The sequence below is a fragment of the Arhodomonas sp. KWT2 genome, from assembly GCF_041949875.1.
In the GTDB taxonomy this organism is placed as follows: Bacteria; Pseudomonadota; Gammaproteobacteria; order Nitrococcales; family Nitrococcaceae; genus Arhodomonas; species Arhodomonas aquaeolei.
In genome coordinates this window covers 1-14766 of the sequence record NZ_JBHFPQ010000016.1, presented here as the reverse complement: position 1 = coordinate 14766, position 14766 = coordinate 1, and the positions used below count along the sequence as shown (strand labels likewise).

Here is a 14766-nt window from a genome sequence, read left to right as displayed (position 1 = left end):
CTGCGGTAGGTCGGCTGCCATTGGCAGCCCGCCTGCGTGAACGGACACCGCAGGGTCACAGCCGAGGTTGGCTGCCATAGGCACCCAACCTGCGTGACCTGTCCCCGCCGGGTCTCTGCCGCGGTTGGCTGCCATTGGCAGCCAACCTGCGTGATCTGTCACCGCCGGGTCTCTGCGGTAGGTCGGCTGCTCCTGGCAGCCGACATCCGCCGGCGCGGCGATCGGGGGAGATCGAGCACCGAAGACGGTATAACGCCCCCACGACCCCACGTCGGTGACGGGGTGGCACACGGGCCTTTGATCATGCCCGACCTGCGCTCCGAGCCCCTCTCCCTCCACGGGAGAGGGGTTGGGGAGAGGGTGTGGCCTGCCCCCCGTAGGCCGTTCACCGCAGGAGCGCGTGCTGGCCCGCGCTTGACAGCGCGGGTCACCGAGGCAAAAATACGCGCTCGCTGAACGCGATACCGTGGCTACGTAGCTCAGTTGGTTAGAGCACCACACTCATAATGTGGGAGTCGGTGGTTCGAATCCACCCGTAGCCACCATTCCTCTCCCTCCCGGAACTGTTCTCCTGGCGTATCCATACATCCGCGCCTCCCGACTCGCAGCGGCGTGTGCCAATGCTGCGTCCTTCGCTGGTCCATGGTCCGATCGTGAGCGCGGCGCTCCATTCCGGTGGCGGTTGAATCCCGAACCGCGGCTGCGCCGTTCATCCCTTGCGTATGTCCATCTCCTGCCCCGATACCGATGCGAGGCGAACCGGGCATTGAATTCGACGGCTTCCAGCCGCAGTACCAGCGGTCCTGGCAGGATTCGCCGTGAATACACGCTCAATCGTCACGATCGCCATTTTTAATAGCGCACATATAGTCCGTTTACGAACTATTATGATAGGATGCTATCGTTCTTTGGGAATGAGAAATCACAGGAGGCATTACCATGACCAAGACGACCATTACCGCACTCGCCGCAGCCATCACCCTGGGCCTTGGCTCCGCCACTGCCGGTGCCGCTTCCGTGGGTAACAACGGAACGCTCGGCGGCCGGGTTTCGCCGCAGGACCTCACCCCGGCCGGTGTTCAGGCCGATGCGGGGCTGTCGGCTCACTTCGCCGGCCCGGCGGACGCGGATATCGACCCGCGGCTGCTCGGCGGTGAGCTGATGGAGCAGGACATCAATCCCGTGCGGTCGGGGCCGACGACCGAGCCGGTGCGCGCTGTGAAGACGGACGGCCGCGTGTACTACGGCAAGGTCAGCCCGGTGAGCGATAGCGTCTCCGGCTAAGGCCGGTGTCATTGTCGCGGGTGATGTCCGTCCCCGAGTAACGCCACGCGACACTGACGGAGCCCGGGGCTCCCCAGGGACGCCCCCGGGCCCTGACCTGACTCCTTTCCCCTCCTTGATAACGCCGTAGCCCCCGGGCTACGGCGTTTGCCTTTGGTGGGCCACCGTCACGGACCGCTCGCTCGGAGGGCGTCCCCCGTCATGGATACGCCCTGGCGTCTCTGCCGTTGCCCGGCTATCGCTGGAATGGCCGGGAGGCCACCAACAACCAGCGTCATGGCGGTGCGGGAAACCCGTGTCCAACGGCACGGCCCGAATGGCCAGGCCACCAGGGCTCCTCTGAACGCCACGGTAGGTCGCCCACGCCCATGGGCCGTGTGCGACATGTCCCGTGTTGTCGCACGCCTTCGGCGCACGACCTACCCGGCGGGTCCGCGACGGCGTATCCACGTGCCAGGCCACACCCTCTCCCCAACCCCTCTCCCGTGAAGGGCGAGGGGCCCGGAACGGTAGGTCGTGCACGGCTACAGGCCGTGTGCGACATCCCCGGCTGGTTGCCAGACATGCGGCGATACCGCATCCTCACCGTTCATTCCCGAACGATGAGCCTGCGAATGGCACGATCCCGTGGCCACGGCCTGCTCGTGGACCGAGTCACCCTGTTCTTCGGTGTCCTCGCCGTCAGCGCTGGCACGGCGGTGTGGTGGATCAAGGGCGATGCGGCCGTCCGCGCCGCATTCGGGCACGCCGCGGGCCTGCTGCTGATGGTCCTGCCCTTGGTGCTGTTCGCGGTGATGCTGGCCGCCTATATCCAGCAAATGCTGCCGATGGGCCTGGCCGAACGCTGGCTGGGGGCGGGGAGCGGCGTCCGCGGCCTGCTGCTCGCGACGCTCGCCGGTGCCGTGACCCCCGGCGGGCCCTTTTCGGCGTTTCCGCTGGTCGTGGGGCTGCGCGGGGTCGGGGCTTCACTGCCGGTGTGCGTGGCCTACCTAACCGCGTGGTCCGTGCTCGGGCTGCAGCGGGTCCTGGTGTGGGAGATCCCGTTCTTTGGCGCCGACTTTGCGGCGGTGCGGTTGCTGGTGTCGCTGCCCCTGCCGCTGATCGCCGGTGCCGCCGTCATGGCGCTGACGCGTCACTCGCGAGGGGACTGAGTACGTGGGCGTTGCCTACCTCACCGTCGCCGTCCTGCTCGCGGCCACGGCCGCCGCCGCGCACCGTCACCCCGGGGTTGAGCACCGCGCCGTCTGGCGCCTGGGGCTGCATCAGCTACGGCCGCTGCTCGTGCGTCTGCCCGTCGCGATCGTCGCGGCGAGCTTCGTTGCCGAGCTCATTCCGCCCGAGTGGTTCGCCCGCGTGCTGGGTTCGTCCTCCGGGCTGCCCGGCGTGCTCCTGGCCTCCGTGCTCGGCGGCGCGCTGCCCGGTGGCCCGTCGGTCTCGTTTCCCCTCGTCCTGGTGCTCGCGCACGCCGGGGTGGGCGTGCCGCAGATGATCGCCATGCTCACCGCCTGGTCCGTGCTCGCGCTGCACCGCGTCCTCACCTTCGAGCTGCCGATGATGGGCTGGGCGTTCGTGTGGCGCCGCTGGCTCGTGAGCGTGATGCTCGCCCCCCTGGCCGGCGGCCTTGCCATGCTCGTTACCGGCTGAGGTCGGCAGCCCACTCGGTTATAGTGGTTCGATGGAGAAGGGGGGCCGGGCATCCTATGAGTGGCAGCGCCGGATCGTCCGCCGGCTCGGTGCCGTGCGCGCGGTCGCGCTCTTCACGCTTGTATCCACCGTGGTGTCACTCGCCATAACGGCGGTGGCCATGACACTCGATGGCATCGAGGACCCGTTCCTCGGCTACATCATCGCCATTATCGTCCCGGTGGTGCTCACCCCGCCTATCACCGGCATGCAGTTCGCCCTGATCGAGCGCCTCGACGAGGCCGAGCTCGCCCTCCATCGGCTCGCGCGAACCGACGAGCTGACAGGGCTCCCCAACCGGCGGGCGTTAATCGAGGCAGGCGAGGACGTGCTGAGTCGTTCGCGTCGGCGCGGAAGTGACGTCGCCCTGCTGTTTGTCGACGTCGACCACTTCAAGCGGATCAACGACACCCACGGGCATATCGTGGGCGACCTGGTGCTGCGCCACCTGGCCCGGCGCATCGCCGGCGGCCTGCGCGAGACGGACCTGCTCTGCCGCTTCGGTGGCGAGGAGTTTGCGGCACTGCTGCCCGATACCGACGAGCAGTCCGCTGCCGAGATTGCCGAGCGGCTGCGGCAGACCATCGCAGCGAGTCCTGTCATGGCGCGGCAGTCGGAAGGGCCCGCCATCCCCGTGACGCTGAGCCTGGGACTGACCGCAGCAGCGGCCGAGTCCGCCGGTGATATTCATCGTCTCATCGATGTCGCGGACCGTGCCGTCTACGCCGCCAAAGAGGCGGGCCGGGATACCGTGGCGATGCACTCCGCTGTCTAAATCTGCCGGCCTGGGACCCCTAGCGACAGGACGACGGCAGGTACTGAGCGTCCAGCCCGCCGCAGCGCCATCCGACCAGCCGGCCGTCCGAAGCCGTCTTGGGCACCATGGTGAAGGTCTGCCCCTGGTGCACCCCGCTGTCGATAGCGACCTCCATCGTGCCGCCACTGGTAACGGTCACGCTGTTGGTATCGAAATAGGTACCGCTCAACTGGTCGGCCGAGTTTGTGATTCCCGTGTCACTCGCAACGTTGGCGAAGGAACCCTTGTTGCTGTAGTACTCGGTTAACGACTTACGTAAGCCATCAGTGACGGTGAGCGTATCCGCCACCTGCGCCCGGCCTGTATAGTCGATGTAACCGCCAACCGCGATTGCGGCCAGGATGCCGATGATCGCTACCACGATCATGAGTTCGATGAGGGTGAACCCATCCTGTACTCGTCGCATAATTACCCCTGAGCGTTCTGATATCGCATTTTTCGTTATAGTCGTGGCCTCCGAATAAGCACGAATGGTGCCAGCCTCTGAAATGCCGGCGGATAGGGGCTCTAACTGGCTTATGGGCCATATTTCCAGCTGTGACGCTGGAAATTCTTGGCGCGCTGATTGCCCGTCTGCGTCAGGGGCAGGGGTAGAGAGGGCCGTTTTGCGTCAGCGTTTGCTAGTTAGATCGCCGAGCTTCGAATGCTGAGGCGTGATTTCACTATCAGCCACAGCCAGACATTCCAGAAAACCAGGCTCCCGCTGGTAGCGATGGCCGCGCCGATCACGCTGAACGAGGGGATCAACAGGAGATTGAGCACCACGTTAAGCCCGGCAGCTACCGTCAAGACCCGAGTTACTTCGCGCTCATGGCCGGCCATGTTGAGCAGCATGCTAGTGGCACCAAATCCGGCACTGGCCACTTGCCCCAGCGCAAGAATCAGCAATGGCAGCCAGGCAGAGAGGTATTCCGTACCGAAAAACGTGTGCAGCAACCAGTCACCGAACACGATAAACACGAGCGTCACGGCCAGCGCGAAGGCCAACGCTGCCTGAGCCAGACGATTCATGAGCTTCTGTAACTTCGCCTGCTCGCCCTCCGAGTGGAGCCGGGCAACAAATGGAGCCGCGGTCATGTTGAGTGCAAACAATGCGAGCGGAACGATCAAAGCGCCTTGTGCCGCGACACGGTAGACCCCGACATCCACCGTGGCCGCAAGCATCCCCAGCATGAGCACATCGGCATGTCGCATGAACTGCTCGGTACCCTGAGTAAAGGCCATCGGCCAGGACGATTTGAACCACTCTCGCTGGCGATAGACCGGTTTGGCCTGTCGCAATGGCGGCGGACGATACCGCCTCAACAACATGGCTCCGACGAGGAACGCCACCAGGGACGCGCCGCACATGAGCGCCATCGCCCCAGCGGGTGAAAGTCCCACATCCGGCAGTATCACCACCACCAACAACAACCCCGCCATAAGCGCGGGGCGCAGAACCTGCTCCGGAAATACGCCCGCTACCACGTGGCGCAAACCTCGCAGGCTGGCTGACCGAATGGCACCGAGCGCCATTACCGGTATCAGCGCGAGCCCCCATGGCAATGTTTCTCGCAGTGACTCCCCCCGGGCCCAGCCCGCCCAAAGCCCGAACAGCCCGATGCATGCGACAAGCAGGGACAGCACCAGCACCGCGCCACTGGACCAGCGCCAGATCCCCTGTACCGCCCCCCAGTCACCGTCCCGCTGGCCCCGAGCCGTCTCGCGCACCACCAATGGAGGAAGACCCAACCGCACCGGCACGGAGACAACAGCGGTCAACGCGAAGACAAACGCATAAACCCCATAGCCCGCCGGCCCCAACAAGCGGGCGAGCAACACGACAACCACGAGGCCCAGCAGCACCTCCGCCATTCGTGCCAGCAGCCCCCCGGCACCGCCTCGAAGCAGTTGCGCTGCCAGGCCCTCGCCCCGCCACGGACTCGACCGTTTTGCCTCGCCATGTTCCTTGTTGCCCGACACGCTGTCCTCGCTTCCATCTCACCGGCCCGGCCCTCGGCGGCCGGGACCCGTTCGCCATGGTACGCTAACGCCTGGAACGGGGGCCCTTTGCCAAGGGGCGGAGAGCAGGGATTGATGTCAGTCACGCCGGCGGAAAAACCGCGCCTTGTCGCCATCCTCGGCACACGCGCCCAGGTCATCAAGATGGCGCCCCTCCTTGCCGAGCTCGAACGCCGCCACCTTGCCTACCGACTGCTGATGACCGGGCAGCATCAGGCGACCATCGACGATCTCTTGGACGAATTCGGCATAATCACTCCCCGGGAACGGCTGTACGAGGGCCCGGAGGTCAAGGGAATGGTCCAGGCCGGCTTCTGGATGCTGCGCACCGCCTGGCGACTCTGGCGCGGGCGGGCCGATTGGGCACCCAGGCCAAGAAGACACACCATCGTGCTGGCGCACGGCGACACTTTCACCACGCTGTTGGCTGCCTTCGTCGGTCGTTTTTCCGGGACCACCGTCGCCCATGTCGAGGCCGGCCTGCGTTCGTTCGACTGGCAACACCCGTTCCCCGAAGAGATCACGCGCATCCTCGTCTCCCGCGTCGCCAGGATCGCCTACTGTCCGGGCAGCTGGGCCTGCGGCAACGTCGACAGCCGACGGACGGCCATCGTGGACACCCAGGCCAACACCATCCTCGATGCGCTGCGAACCGCGCTGGACAAGTCGGCTGCGTCCGGGAATGTCGATAATGCCCCCTACGCCGTGGTGTCCGTTCACCGATTCGAGAACCTCTACTCCCGAGAACGCATGGAAGTCATTCGTGACACCATCCGCCGGCTGGCCGAGCGGCTGCGGGTGATCCTCGTCCTGCACCCCACCACCGAAAAGCGTTTCACCGAGCTTGGCTGGCTCGAGTCGCTTGAGCAGAACCCGAATATCGAACTGCGGCCACGGATGACCTATGTCCCGTTCATGCAACTGGTCGCCCGTTCTCGGCTGGTGATCAGCGACGGCGGCAGCAACCAGGAAGAGCTGTCCTACCTGGGTGTCCCCACGCTTCTCATGCGCATGGCGACCGAACGCCAGGAGGGGCTCAACTCAAACGTCGTATTGACCAAGTTCGAGAAGGAAACGATCACCAGCGTCGTCGATCGGACTTGTACCGTGACAGTTAAGCCGCCAAGGGAGCTACCGAAACAACACCCGGTCTCAGTCATCGTCGACGATCTCGCTTCAAGGCTGAGCCCTTCGCATTAATTGACCGCCACGGCACGCCCGGGCATGCGGTGGACAAAGGCATGTTCAAACTCCGTAACCCCCGACCTGTGCAGTGAGTTCAGTTATGATTGAAAGCGCGGATCACGACGCCCTTTATGCCAAGACCGTCACTGTCTAACGACACCGGTCGGCCCAACGCTCAAATCAGGAAGGATTGCATGGATCGAGTACTCGTCACCGGAGGCGGAGGATATATAGGCTGCGTGCTCGTCCCTGAGTTGCTTGATCGCGGCTACGACGTTCGGGTACTTGATCGTTTCTTCTTCGGACGGGAACTGCTACCGACTCACCCAAGGCTGAAACTGATCAGAGAAGACAGCCGCCGATTGCGACCGGAGCATCTTGCGGGAGTCGATCATGTAATCGACCTCGTCGCCCTCTCCAACGATCCCAGCGGGGAACTCTTCGAGAACGCGACGTGGCAGATCAATCATACGTCGAGAGTCCATACGGCACATCTGGCAAAACAGCTGGGGGTCAAGCGGTACATCCTGCCAAGCTCTTGCAGTGTCTACGGGTTTCAGGATGAAACCGTCCATGAGAACAGCCCCGTCAATCCGCTCACGACCTATGCCCGCGCCAACCGAAAGGCCGAAGAAGGCATCCTTCCACTGGCTGACGAGCGTTTCTGTGCCATCGTTCTTCGCCAGGCCACGGTCTACGGCTATTCGCCCCGGATGCGGTTCGATCTCGCGATCAACGGCATGACTCATGGCGCGTGGGCTACCGGTAAGCTGCCACTGCTTCGTGACGGAAACCAGTGGCGTCCCATGGTTCATGTGCATGACACGGTCCGGGCCATGGTCTTCATGCTGGAAACGGAGCCTGGCGAAGTCAGCGGCGAGATCTTCAATGTCGGCTCCGATGCCAACAATTATCAGTTGCGCACACTGGCCGAGGCCGTGGCCGGAACGATTCCCACCTGCGTGGAGATCAATTGGTACGGAGATCCCGATCATCGGTCCTACAAGGTCAGTTTCAGAAAGCTTGAAGCGCTGGGCTTCAAGGCCCGCTACGAGGCCGAAGATGGCGTGCGCGAGATTCACGACGCTCTTGAGCAGGGACGTGTCGAGAAAACGGATAAGACCATCACACTGAAGTGGTACCAGAACCTGGTTGCTTGGCACCGAATCATCCGGGAGACCGACATGCACGGTGGGATCATCGACCTGGATCACTGATGATTGCCCTTCGACACACCATCGATAAGGGAGGCAATGATGCGTAAGGGCATTATCCTCGCTGGCGGCTCTGGTACGCGTCTTTTTCCCGTGACGGAAGCCGTTTCCAAGCAGCTTCTACCTGTCTATGACAAGCCGATGATCTACTACCCCCTGTCCGTACTCATGCTGACCGGAATACGGGAGGTACTGATCATCACCACGCCACGGGACAAGGCCGCCTTCCAGCAATTGCTGGGTGACGGAGGCCACTTAGGTATCCACTTGGAATATGCCACCCAGACGCAACCGAATGGCCTGGCGGAGGCCTTCATTATCGGCGAGCGTTTCATCAATGGTCAGCCCGTGTGCTTGGTCCTTGGCGACAACATCTTTTACGGTCCAGATTTCAGCCCCAAGTTGATCGAGGCCAACCAGAGAACCCATGGGGCTACCGTGTTCGGCTATCAGGTCAAGGACCCGGAGCGATTTGGAGTGGCTGAGTTCAACCGGCAGGGGCAAGTGCTGTCGATCGAGGAGAAGCCCCGCCAACCGAAGTCGCAATATGCGGTGACCGGTCTCTACTTCTATGACGGGGAGGTAGTGGACATCGCCAAACAAGTCAGTCCGAGCCGTCGTGGCGAGCTGGAAATTACGGATATCAACCGCGCCTATCTCGAAGCCGGATCGCTCCAGATCGAACGGTTGGGGCGTGGCTTCGCTTGGCTGGATACCGGCACGCATGAAACCCTGCTTGAGGCGGCACAGTTCGTTGAGACCGTCGAGCGCCGGCAGGGGTTCAAGATCGCCTGCCTGGAAGAAATCGCTTGGCGGAATGGCTGGTTGAACGCCCGGGACCTTACCACCAGAGCGGAGCAGATGCCCGGCAACGGGTACACCCGTTACCTCTTGAGTCTGGTCGAGGATGAAACAACCAACTCGATCGGCATCTGAACAAGACACTAAGACTCCCGCACATGAACCATGATAAGCAAAATCAGGACGAACGGATCTTCGTGACCCGTCCGCAACTTCCGCCCCTCAAGGAAGTCATCCCCTACCTAGAGGAGATGTGGGAAAACCGGCAGTTGAGCAACAACGGCCCCTTGCACCAGAGACTGGAGGCCGCACTGGAGGATTACCTGGGTGTCGAGCATCTGGCACTTGTCGCCAATGGCACGCTGGCACTCGTCACGGCACTGCAGGCCGCCAACCTCACTGGCGAAGTCATCACCACGCCCTACACGTTCGTTGCCACGGCAAACGCACTCTTATGGAACAACCTCACGCCGGTGTTTGTCGACGTGGAGCCGGATACTCTCAACTTGGACCCGGAACAGGTCGAAGCCGCCATAACGCCCCACACCAGCGCCATACTGCCCGTTCACGTCTACGGTAACGTTTGCGATGTTTCCCGACTCCAGTCCATCGCCGACGCGCACGACCTGATCGTCATCTACGACGCGGCCCACGGTTTTCGCGTCGAGGACGAGGGCGGGAGTATCCTGCGACACGGCGACTTCTCCATCCTCAGTTTCCACGCAACTAAGGTATTCAACACTTTCGAAGGCGGCGCTGTCGTATGTCCCGATGCCGTCACCAAGGAAAGGATCGGGCGGCTGAGGAACTTCGGCATCGTCGACGAGACCACAATCGAAGCCCCCGGCCTCAATGCCAAGATAAACGAGTTTCAGGCCGCGATCGGCCTGGCGCAGCTGAAGCATGTTGATGAGGCCATCGACAGTCGGGCCCGGCTGGACAACACCTACCGGAGGGCACTGGCCGAGGTGCAAGGCATCCACTGCCCGCCGCGCAGCCAGGCGACACGTTACAACCACGCCTACTTCCCGATCTTCGTGGAAGACGATTATCCGCTGAGCCGGGACGAACTCTACTTTCGGCTGCGCGAGAATGGCATCTACGGACGACGCTATTTCTACCCGCTTATCCCCGAGTTCCCCATGTACGGAAACCTGCCCGGGATAAAGGGCGGCAACTGGCCAATCGCCCAGCATGCCTCGGAACGCGTCATCTGCCTGCCGATGTACCCGGACCTGGGCGAGGACCAGGTCGAGCGGATCGTGACGATATGCGTCGAAGCGGAGGCGAATTCGTGACCACGGTTGCCATCATGCAGCCGTACTTGTTCCCGTACATCGGCTACTACCAGCTAGTAGCGGCCGCCGATATCTTCGTATTCCTGGACGACGTCAACTTCATCAAGCGTGGGTTCGTAAATCGAAACCAGGTGATCGACAGCAAGGGCAATGTCGTTCGTTTTACGTTGCCTGTCAGGAAGGCCTCCCAGAACCGGCACATCCGGGAGCACAGTTATGCCAACGACAACGGCAAAGCGCTAAGAACCATCGAGCACTGCTACAAGGATCAGCCGGGCTTCCATACGTGGCACTCGTTAGTCAGGGAGATTTTGGGCGAGAGCGCTGAATGCTCTGTCTCCAGTACCAACGAGACGAGCATCAAAAAGCCACTGATAAATTTGCCCATCAAGACCCAGTTTTTCCGCTCAAGTGAGCTCGACCCTCAGCCAACTCTTACCGGCGAGAATCGGATCCTGCATTTATGCGGCGAACTAGGAGCAGACCGCTACATCAACCTACCTGGCGGCAAATCACTCTACGACCCTGGCCGATTCGCATCACAAGGAGTCGAGCTGCTTTTCCTATGTCCTCCGGATACTCCTCCGGGAATCGCGACACAACCCTCGTTCCTGCATCACCTAATGACCTTGGACGAGATGGCAATCCATCGTCAGCTGAATGCAATCGAGTTCCAATAGTGCTCCGATCAAAACGGTCCACGAGATGAGTCGAGAGTCACGCACAAAGTCATTCGATAGAAACCCGGAGCTGGAGGCGCTGCTGGCAGAGGTCAACGGTCGGCTTGCTCCGGCCAACAATGAAGTCACCGCCGACTCCGGTGGCGAGCGCCTTCCCAAGATCTTCGTGCACGGCGCACTGAGGTCGGGAACAACCATGTTCATGCAGTGGCTGGCCCAGACCGGGCAGGCCGCCTACCCGACCAACCTGCTTTCGCGTTTCTATGGGGCCCCGCTGGTCGGAGCACGGATCCAGCAGTTGCTCACGGACCCGCGCTACAACTTCCGGGACGAGATCCTCGACTTCAACTCCGAGATCGACTTCCGCTCGGAAAACGGCAAAACCCGGGGAGCACTCTCGCCCAACGAATTCTGGTACTTCTGGCGGCGCTTCCTGCCTTTCGATGAGCTGGACTATCTACCCGAAGACGAGCTGGTGCGCCATGGACACCTGGATGGACTGCGCGATGAACTCAATGCACTGGCCAACGTCTTCGAGCGCCCTTTCGCCCTCAAGGCGATGATCATGAACCAGAACATCCCGGCCCTGAGTGCACGATTCGACAATGCGTTGTTCGTGCACATCCACCGGGATCCGGTGTTCAACATCCAGTCGGCACTGGAGGCCCGCAAGCGCCAGTATGGCGACATCCGCCAGTGGTACTCGTTCCGCATTCGCGAATACCCCGACCTCAAGGACCTCGACCCGCTGGAATCGGTCGCCGGCCAGATCGCGGCCATCAACCGCTCCATCGAGATCGGCATGCGGTCTGTGCCGGCCCATCGGCGACTCACCATCGCTTACGAGGACTTCTGCAAGGATCCACGCGGCCACCATGAAGGGATCACGGAGCGCTTGTCCGCCTTGGGGCTGTCAACAAACCTTCCCGACTACAACGGGCCCGACTCTTTTCAGATCACGAACCAATGGCGACTGGTCGAGTACTCCCGACAGGAGGTCGAAGCGGCCTGGTCGAAGATGCAAAAGTGGGCCTATCGCGCCATTCCGGGCTGAACAATCAACACGTTTCGACAAGGACTTCCCATGTTCATCTTCCTGATGTGCTCCGAACGCAGCGGCAGCAACCTGATCACCAAGATCATGGATGCACATCACAACGTCTGCGGGCCCAGCCCCAAGCACCTGTTCAATCCGGTAACGCGGAATGCTTTCCGTTACGAACCTCTGAGCGACAAGGGACACTGGGCCGAACTGCTGACGGATATCGAGCGACTGATCGGAGTCTCGTTTTCACAGTGGAGGACATCCTTCAGCCAGGATGACCTTCTCGATCTCGCGCCTCCCGGACAGCTCGCCGACCTCCTGAGGAACATCTTTCTCGAGGAAGCCCGGGCCCACGGCAAGCAGCACTGCTTCGTCAAGGAAAACCAGCTATACGAGTTCACTCCATTCCTCCTGACGCACTTCCCGGAAGCGCGGTTTCTTTATCTGGTCCGCGACCCTCGTGACATGGCGCTTTCCTGGTCGCGCAATCCCACTCATCCGGGCGGTGTCGCGCATGGGGCACAGCAGTGGAAACGGGACCAGCAGCAATTCATGAAAAACCATGCCGCTCTCCGTGACGGCGGAGTGTCACGGATGATCCGCTACGAAGAATTGGTCGCGGCGACGGAAGAGGTCACGCGGTCCCTCTGCGCTTTCTACGGCCTGCCTTTCGATCCCGGCATGCTGGGCTTTCACGAGAACGAACTGACCCGGAGGAACGCTCAGACACTCCCAGCCTGGGAAAACCTCGGCAAACCGGTCATGAGCAGCAATTTCGGCAAGTACCGCGATGCCCTGTCCGCGGAGGAAATCGCCCTCATCGAAAGCATCTGCCTTCCCGAAATGCATGCGCTGGGATACGAGCCTGACACTCCCGAGGAGACACTGGCCAAGATGTCATCCGATCGGATCAGGGAAGCCCTCGCCCGGGAAAACGAGGCAGCCCCCGCGGCACCGGAACCCGAGGTGCGAGCCAACATGGAGGCAAAGCGGGTTTTCTATCAGAAGCGGCTCGGCAGGTTGGCCACGTGACCGAGGGCGATCAGCAATGCTGAACGAGACCCCGACCGTCTCGGTCATCTGTCATGCCTTCAACCACGAGGCCTTCATCCGCCAGGCGCTCGAAGGCATTCTGATGCAGGAAACCGACTTTGCCGTGGAGGTCATCGTGCATGATGACGCCTCCACGGACCGAACGGCAGCGATCATCCGGGAAGTGGCGAAGGAACACGACGGCCAGGTGCTGCCGATATTGCAGGAAGAGAACCAGTTCTCCCGGGGCCGCCGCCCCAAGCGCTTCACCTACCCCAAGGCGCGAGGCGAATTCATCGCCCTGTGTGAAGGCGACGACTACTGGACCGATCCACGCAAACTACAGAAACAGGTCGATGCCCTGCGACGTCACCCGGAGATCGACCTTTGCGTGCACCCGGCCATGCGGCTTTCCATGCGCACGGGAAAGCAGAAGAAGGGCTTCGACCACGGCCCGGTCGAGACCATTGTCCCGGTAGAAAAGGTTATCGCGAGGCACAATCAGTTCGCCCCAACCGCTTCGGTACTCATGCGCCGAGAAGCCGCCCAGGCAATGCCGAGTTGGTGGCTTCATGGGACGCCCCCGACGGGGGACTTCTTCATCGAAGCCATCGTGGGAAGACCCGGTGTGCTCTATCTGCCCGAGACCATGTCCGTGTATCGGCGGGGTGTTCCGGGATCGTATACGAACCGTTTTAACCGGTCTGAGGGTCAGATACTGGAACAGAGCCTCGAACGAATGCTCCACTTCACGGAAAGACTCCGAAGAATGCCGGGAATCCCAGAGCCGGCTTTGAATCAGCGCCTTGCCTACGTAAGGCTCAATTACGCACTACAGTTTCTCGCCTGGGGTGATAGAGAAAGGTATACGGAGGTGAGCCGGCATATTCGCTTGAAGGGACAACGCCTTCCACAATTGGTGCTTGCACTGATGCGCGGAAACCGATTGGCATTTCAGCTTGGGCGGCGCGCGTTTCTGCTCTTGCGGCAACTGCGACCTTAAAGGAAGCGCTGAAGTAATGCGCGTTTCGTCGGGTTTGACGTGGCCAATGCCGCCCGGAAGCGCGATTCGCGGCCTTTCGAGGCGGTCGGTGTCGGTGCCCACCTGCGTATTCCGGCCCATCGTGACCGCTGATTCCGGCGGAACGTGACCGACGATTCCGATTGATCGTGACCGATTTCGGATAGAAGAGATCCCGACCCGACGAATGGTAGCGGGCCAACGCCTCACGAAACGGCAGGTACTCGCAACCCATCTCGACCTCGTGCCAGTAATGCGGATAACCCCCCGCCACAGGGGCGCGGAGAATTCAGAACGACTTGGGACTACGCTCCCTGCCACTTCAACGCCGACTCCATCGTGCCCGGCAAACACGAGCAGATCGGTGACCCCCCCCTAGGGTCTGTTCGGTGGATGCCGCGGAAACCCACTCCATATAGCGGTCAAATTGCCGCTGTGTCAGCTCTCCGAGAGAAAAGAGATGCGGTTCCTTGTGACGCGACACATGGATTGCCGGGTACTCGGATAACAGCGTATGCAGGGTCGTGGTCCGAGCCTGCTGCACACCGGCAATGAGAAGGGTAGGTGTAGGGTCTCGGATGATTGCATCTCGCCGAGGAGTTATCCTCTGTGGTTGGCCCGAGAGGTGCTGAGCACACTAGCCGAGGAGGCCCGGCGCTGAACATTCGACTGCACGCGAACGCCACGACGACCCCGAAGACCCGG

General features: G+C 61.8%; 14 protein-coding genes and 1 tRNA gene. 13 read left to right on the top strand and 2 right to left on the bottom strand.

Going from position 1 to position 14766, the window contains the following annotated elements; genetic code table 11:
* Positions 1-468: 468 nt before the first annotated feature.
* The 5 genes from ACEZHJ_RS00520 (at position 469) to ACEZHJ_RS00500 (ending at position 3742) form a co-directional block, all read left to right on the top strand.
* Positions 469-545: transfer RNA gene (locus ACEZHJ_RS00520), tRNA-Met, on the top strand.
* A 394-nt stretch (positions 546-939) separates the two neighbouring features.
* Complete coding sequence (locus ACEZHJ_RS00515) at positions 940-1284, top strand: hypothetical protein (protein WP_163143638.1); 345 nt, start codon at positions 940-942, stop codon at positions 1282-1284.
* Between the two features lie 614 nt (positions 1285-1898).
* The gene (locus ACEZHJ_RS00510) at positions 1899-2435 is read left to right on the top strand and encodes a permease (RefSeq protein ID WP_163143464.1); all 537 of its coding nucleotides are present in this window, start codon (positions 1899-1901) and stop codon (positions 2433-2435) included.
* 4 nt (positions 2436-2439) lie between these two features.
* The gene (locus ACEZHJ_RS00505; RefSeq protein WP_375036113.1) at positions 2440-2928 is read left to right on the top strand and encodes a hypothetical protein; all 489 of its coding nucleotides are present in this window, start codon (positions 2440-2442) and stop codon (positions 2926-2928) included.
* Positions 2929-2959: 31 nt separating this feature from the next.
* On the top strand, positions 2960-3742 hold the full coding sequence (locus ACEZHJ_RS00500; RefSeq protein WP_163143732.1) for a GGDEF domain-containing protein: 783 nt from the start codon (positions 2960-2962) through the stop codon (positions 3740-3742).
* 19 nt (positions 3743-3761) lie between these two features.
* On the opposite strand, the gene ACEZHJ_RS00495 is transcribed toward ACEZHJ_RS00500, so the two are convergent.
* The gene (locus ACEZHJ_RS00495; RefSeq protein ID WP_375036112.1) at positions 3762-4190 is read right to left on the bottom strand and encodes a pilin; all 429 of its coding nucleotides are present in this window, start codon (positions 4188-4190) and stop codon (positions 3762-3764) included.
* A gap of 218 nt (positions 4191-4408) precedes the next feature.
* Positions 4409-5746, bottom strand: coding sequence for a flippase (locus ACEZHJ_RS00490; RefSeq protein ID WP_240466276.1), 1338 nt, complete (start codon positions 5744-5746; stop codon positions 4409-4411).
* 114 nt (positions 5747-5860) lie between these two features.
* Here ACEZHJ_RS00490 and ACEZHJ_RS00485 point away from each other — a divergent pair, with 114 nt between their 5' ends.
* The 8 genes from ACEZHJ_RS00485 (at position 5861) to ACEZHJ_RS00450 (ending at position 14043) form a co-directional block, all read left to right on the top strand.
* Positions 5861-6985: a UDP-N-acetylglucosamine 2-epimerase gene (locus ACEZHJ_RS00485; RefSeq protein ID WP_163140762.1), complete on the top strand. Its 1125-nt coding sequence runs from the start codon at positions 5861-5863 to the stop codon at positions 6983-6985.
* A gap of 179 nt (positions 6986-7164) precedes the next feature.
* The gene (locus tag ACEZHJ_RS00480) at positions 7165-8187 is read left to right on the top strand and encodes an NAD(P)-dependent oxidoreductase (RefSeq protein ID WP_163140765.1); all 1023 of its coding nucleotides are present in this window, start codon (positions 7165-7167) and stop codon (positions 8185-8187) included.
* 36 nt (positions 8188-8223) lie between these two features.
* Complete coding sequence (gene rfbA / locus ACEZHJ_RS00475) at positions 8224-9120, top strand: glucose-1-phosphate thymidylyltransferase RfbA (protein ID WP_163140768.1); 897 nt, start codon at positions 8224-8226, stop codon at positions 9118-9120.
* A gap of 23 nt (positions 9121-9143) precedes the next feature.
* Positions 9144-10283, top strand: a complete 1140-nt coding sequence (locus ACEZHJ_RS00470) for a DegT/DnrJ/EryC1/StrS aminotransferase family protein (protein WP_163140770.1) — start codon at positions 9144-9146, stop codon at positions 10281-10283.
* The gene (locus ACEZHJ_RS00465; protein WP_163140773.1) at positions 10280-10963 is read left to right on the top strand and encodes a WbqC family protein; all 684 of its coding nucleotides are present in this window, start codon (positions 10280-10282) and stop codon (positions 10961-10963) included. Before ACEZHJ_RS00470 ends, ACEZHJ_RS00465 begins: the two co-directional genes overlap by 4 nt.
* 25 nt (positions 10964-10988) lie before the next feature.
* Positions 10989-12017, top strand: coding sequence for a sulfotransferase (locus ACEZHJ_RS00460; RefSeq protein WP_163140775.1), 1029 nt, complete (start codon positions 10989-10991; stop codon positions 12015-12017).
* Between the two features lie 30 nt (positions 12018-12047).
* The gene (locus tag ACEZHJ_RS00455; RefSeq protein WP_163140778.1) at positions 12048-13040 is read left to right on the top strand and encodes a sulfotransferase; all 993 of its coding nucleotides are present in this window, start codon (positions 12048-12050) and stop codon (positions 13038-13040) included.
* Between the two features lie 16 nt (positions 13041-13056).
* On the top strand, positions 13057-14043 hold the full coding sequence (locus tag ACEZHJ_RS00450) for a glycosyltransferase family 2 protein (RefSeq protein WP_163140781.1): 987 nt from the start codon (positions 13057-13059) through the stop codon (positions 14041-14043).
* The last annotated feature ends 723 nt before the right edge of the window (positions 14044-14766 follow it).

Bases quoted from the DNA above. Each gene is read 5' to 3' on its own strand.
- ACEZHJ_RS00510 (WP_163143464.1), top strand. From the start codon at position 1,899: ATGGCACGATCCCGTGGCCACGGCCTGCTCGTGGACCGAGTCACCCTG.
- ACEZHJ_RS00495 (WP_375036112.1), bottom strand. From the start codon at position 4,190: ATGCGACGAGTACAGGATGGGTTCACCCTCATCGAACTCATGATCGTG.
- ACEZHJ_RS00470 (WP_163140770.1), top strand. From the start codon at position 9,144: ATGAACCATGATAAGCAAAATCAGGACGAACGGATCTTCGTGACCCGT.
- ACEZHJ_RS00480 (WP_163140765.1), top strand. From the start codon at position 7,165: ATGGATCGAGTACTCGTCACCGGAGGCGGAGGATATATAGGCTGCGTG.
- ACEZHJ_RS00460 (WP_163140775.1), top strand. From the start codon at position 10,989: ATGAGTCGAGAGTCACGCACAAAGTCATTCGATAGAAACCCGGAGCTG.
- rfbA (WP_163140768.1), top strand. From the start codon at position 8,224: ATGATGCGTAAGGGCATTATCCTCGCTGGCGGCTCTGGTACGCGTCTT.
- ACEZHJ_RS00500 (WP_163143732.1), top strand. From the start codon at position 2,960: ATGGAGAAGGGGGGCCGGGCATCCTATGAGTGGCAGCGCCGGATCGTC.
- ACEZHJ_RS00485 (WP_163140762.1), top strand. From the start codon at position 5,861: ATGTCAGTCACGCCGGCGGAAAAACCGCGCCTTGTCGCCATCCTCGGC.
- ACEZHJ_RS00515 (WP_163143638.1), top strand. From the start codon at position 940: ATGACCAAGACGACCATTACCGCACTCGCCGCAGCCATCACCCTGGGC.
- ACEZHJ_RS00455 (WP_163140778.1), top strand. From the start codon at position 12,048: ATGTTCATCTTCCTGATGTGCTCCGAACGCAGCGGCAGCAACCTGATC.
- ACEZHJ_RS00450 (WP_163140781.1), top strand. From the start codon at position 13,057: ATGCTGAACGAGACCCCGACCGTCTCGGTCATCTGTCATGCCTTCAAC.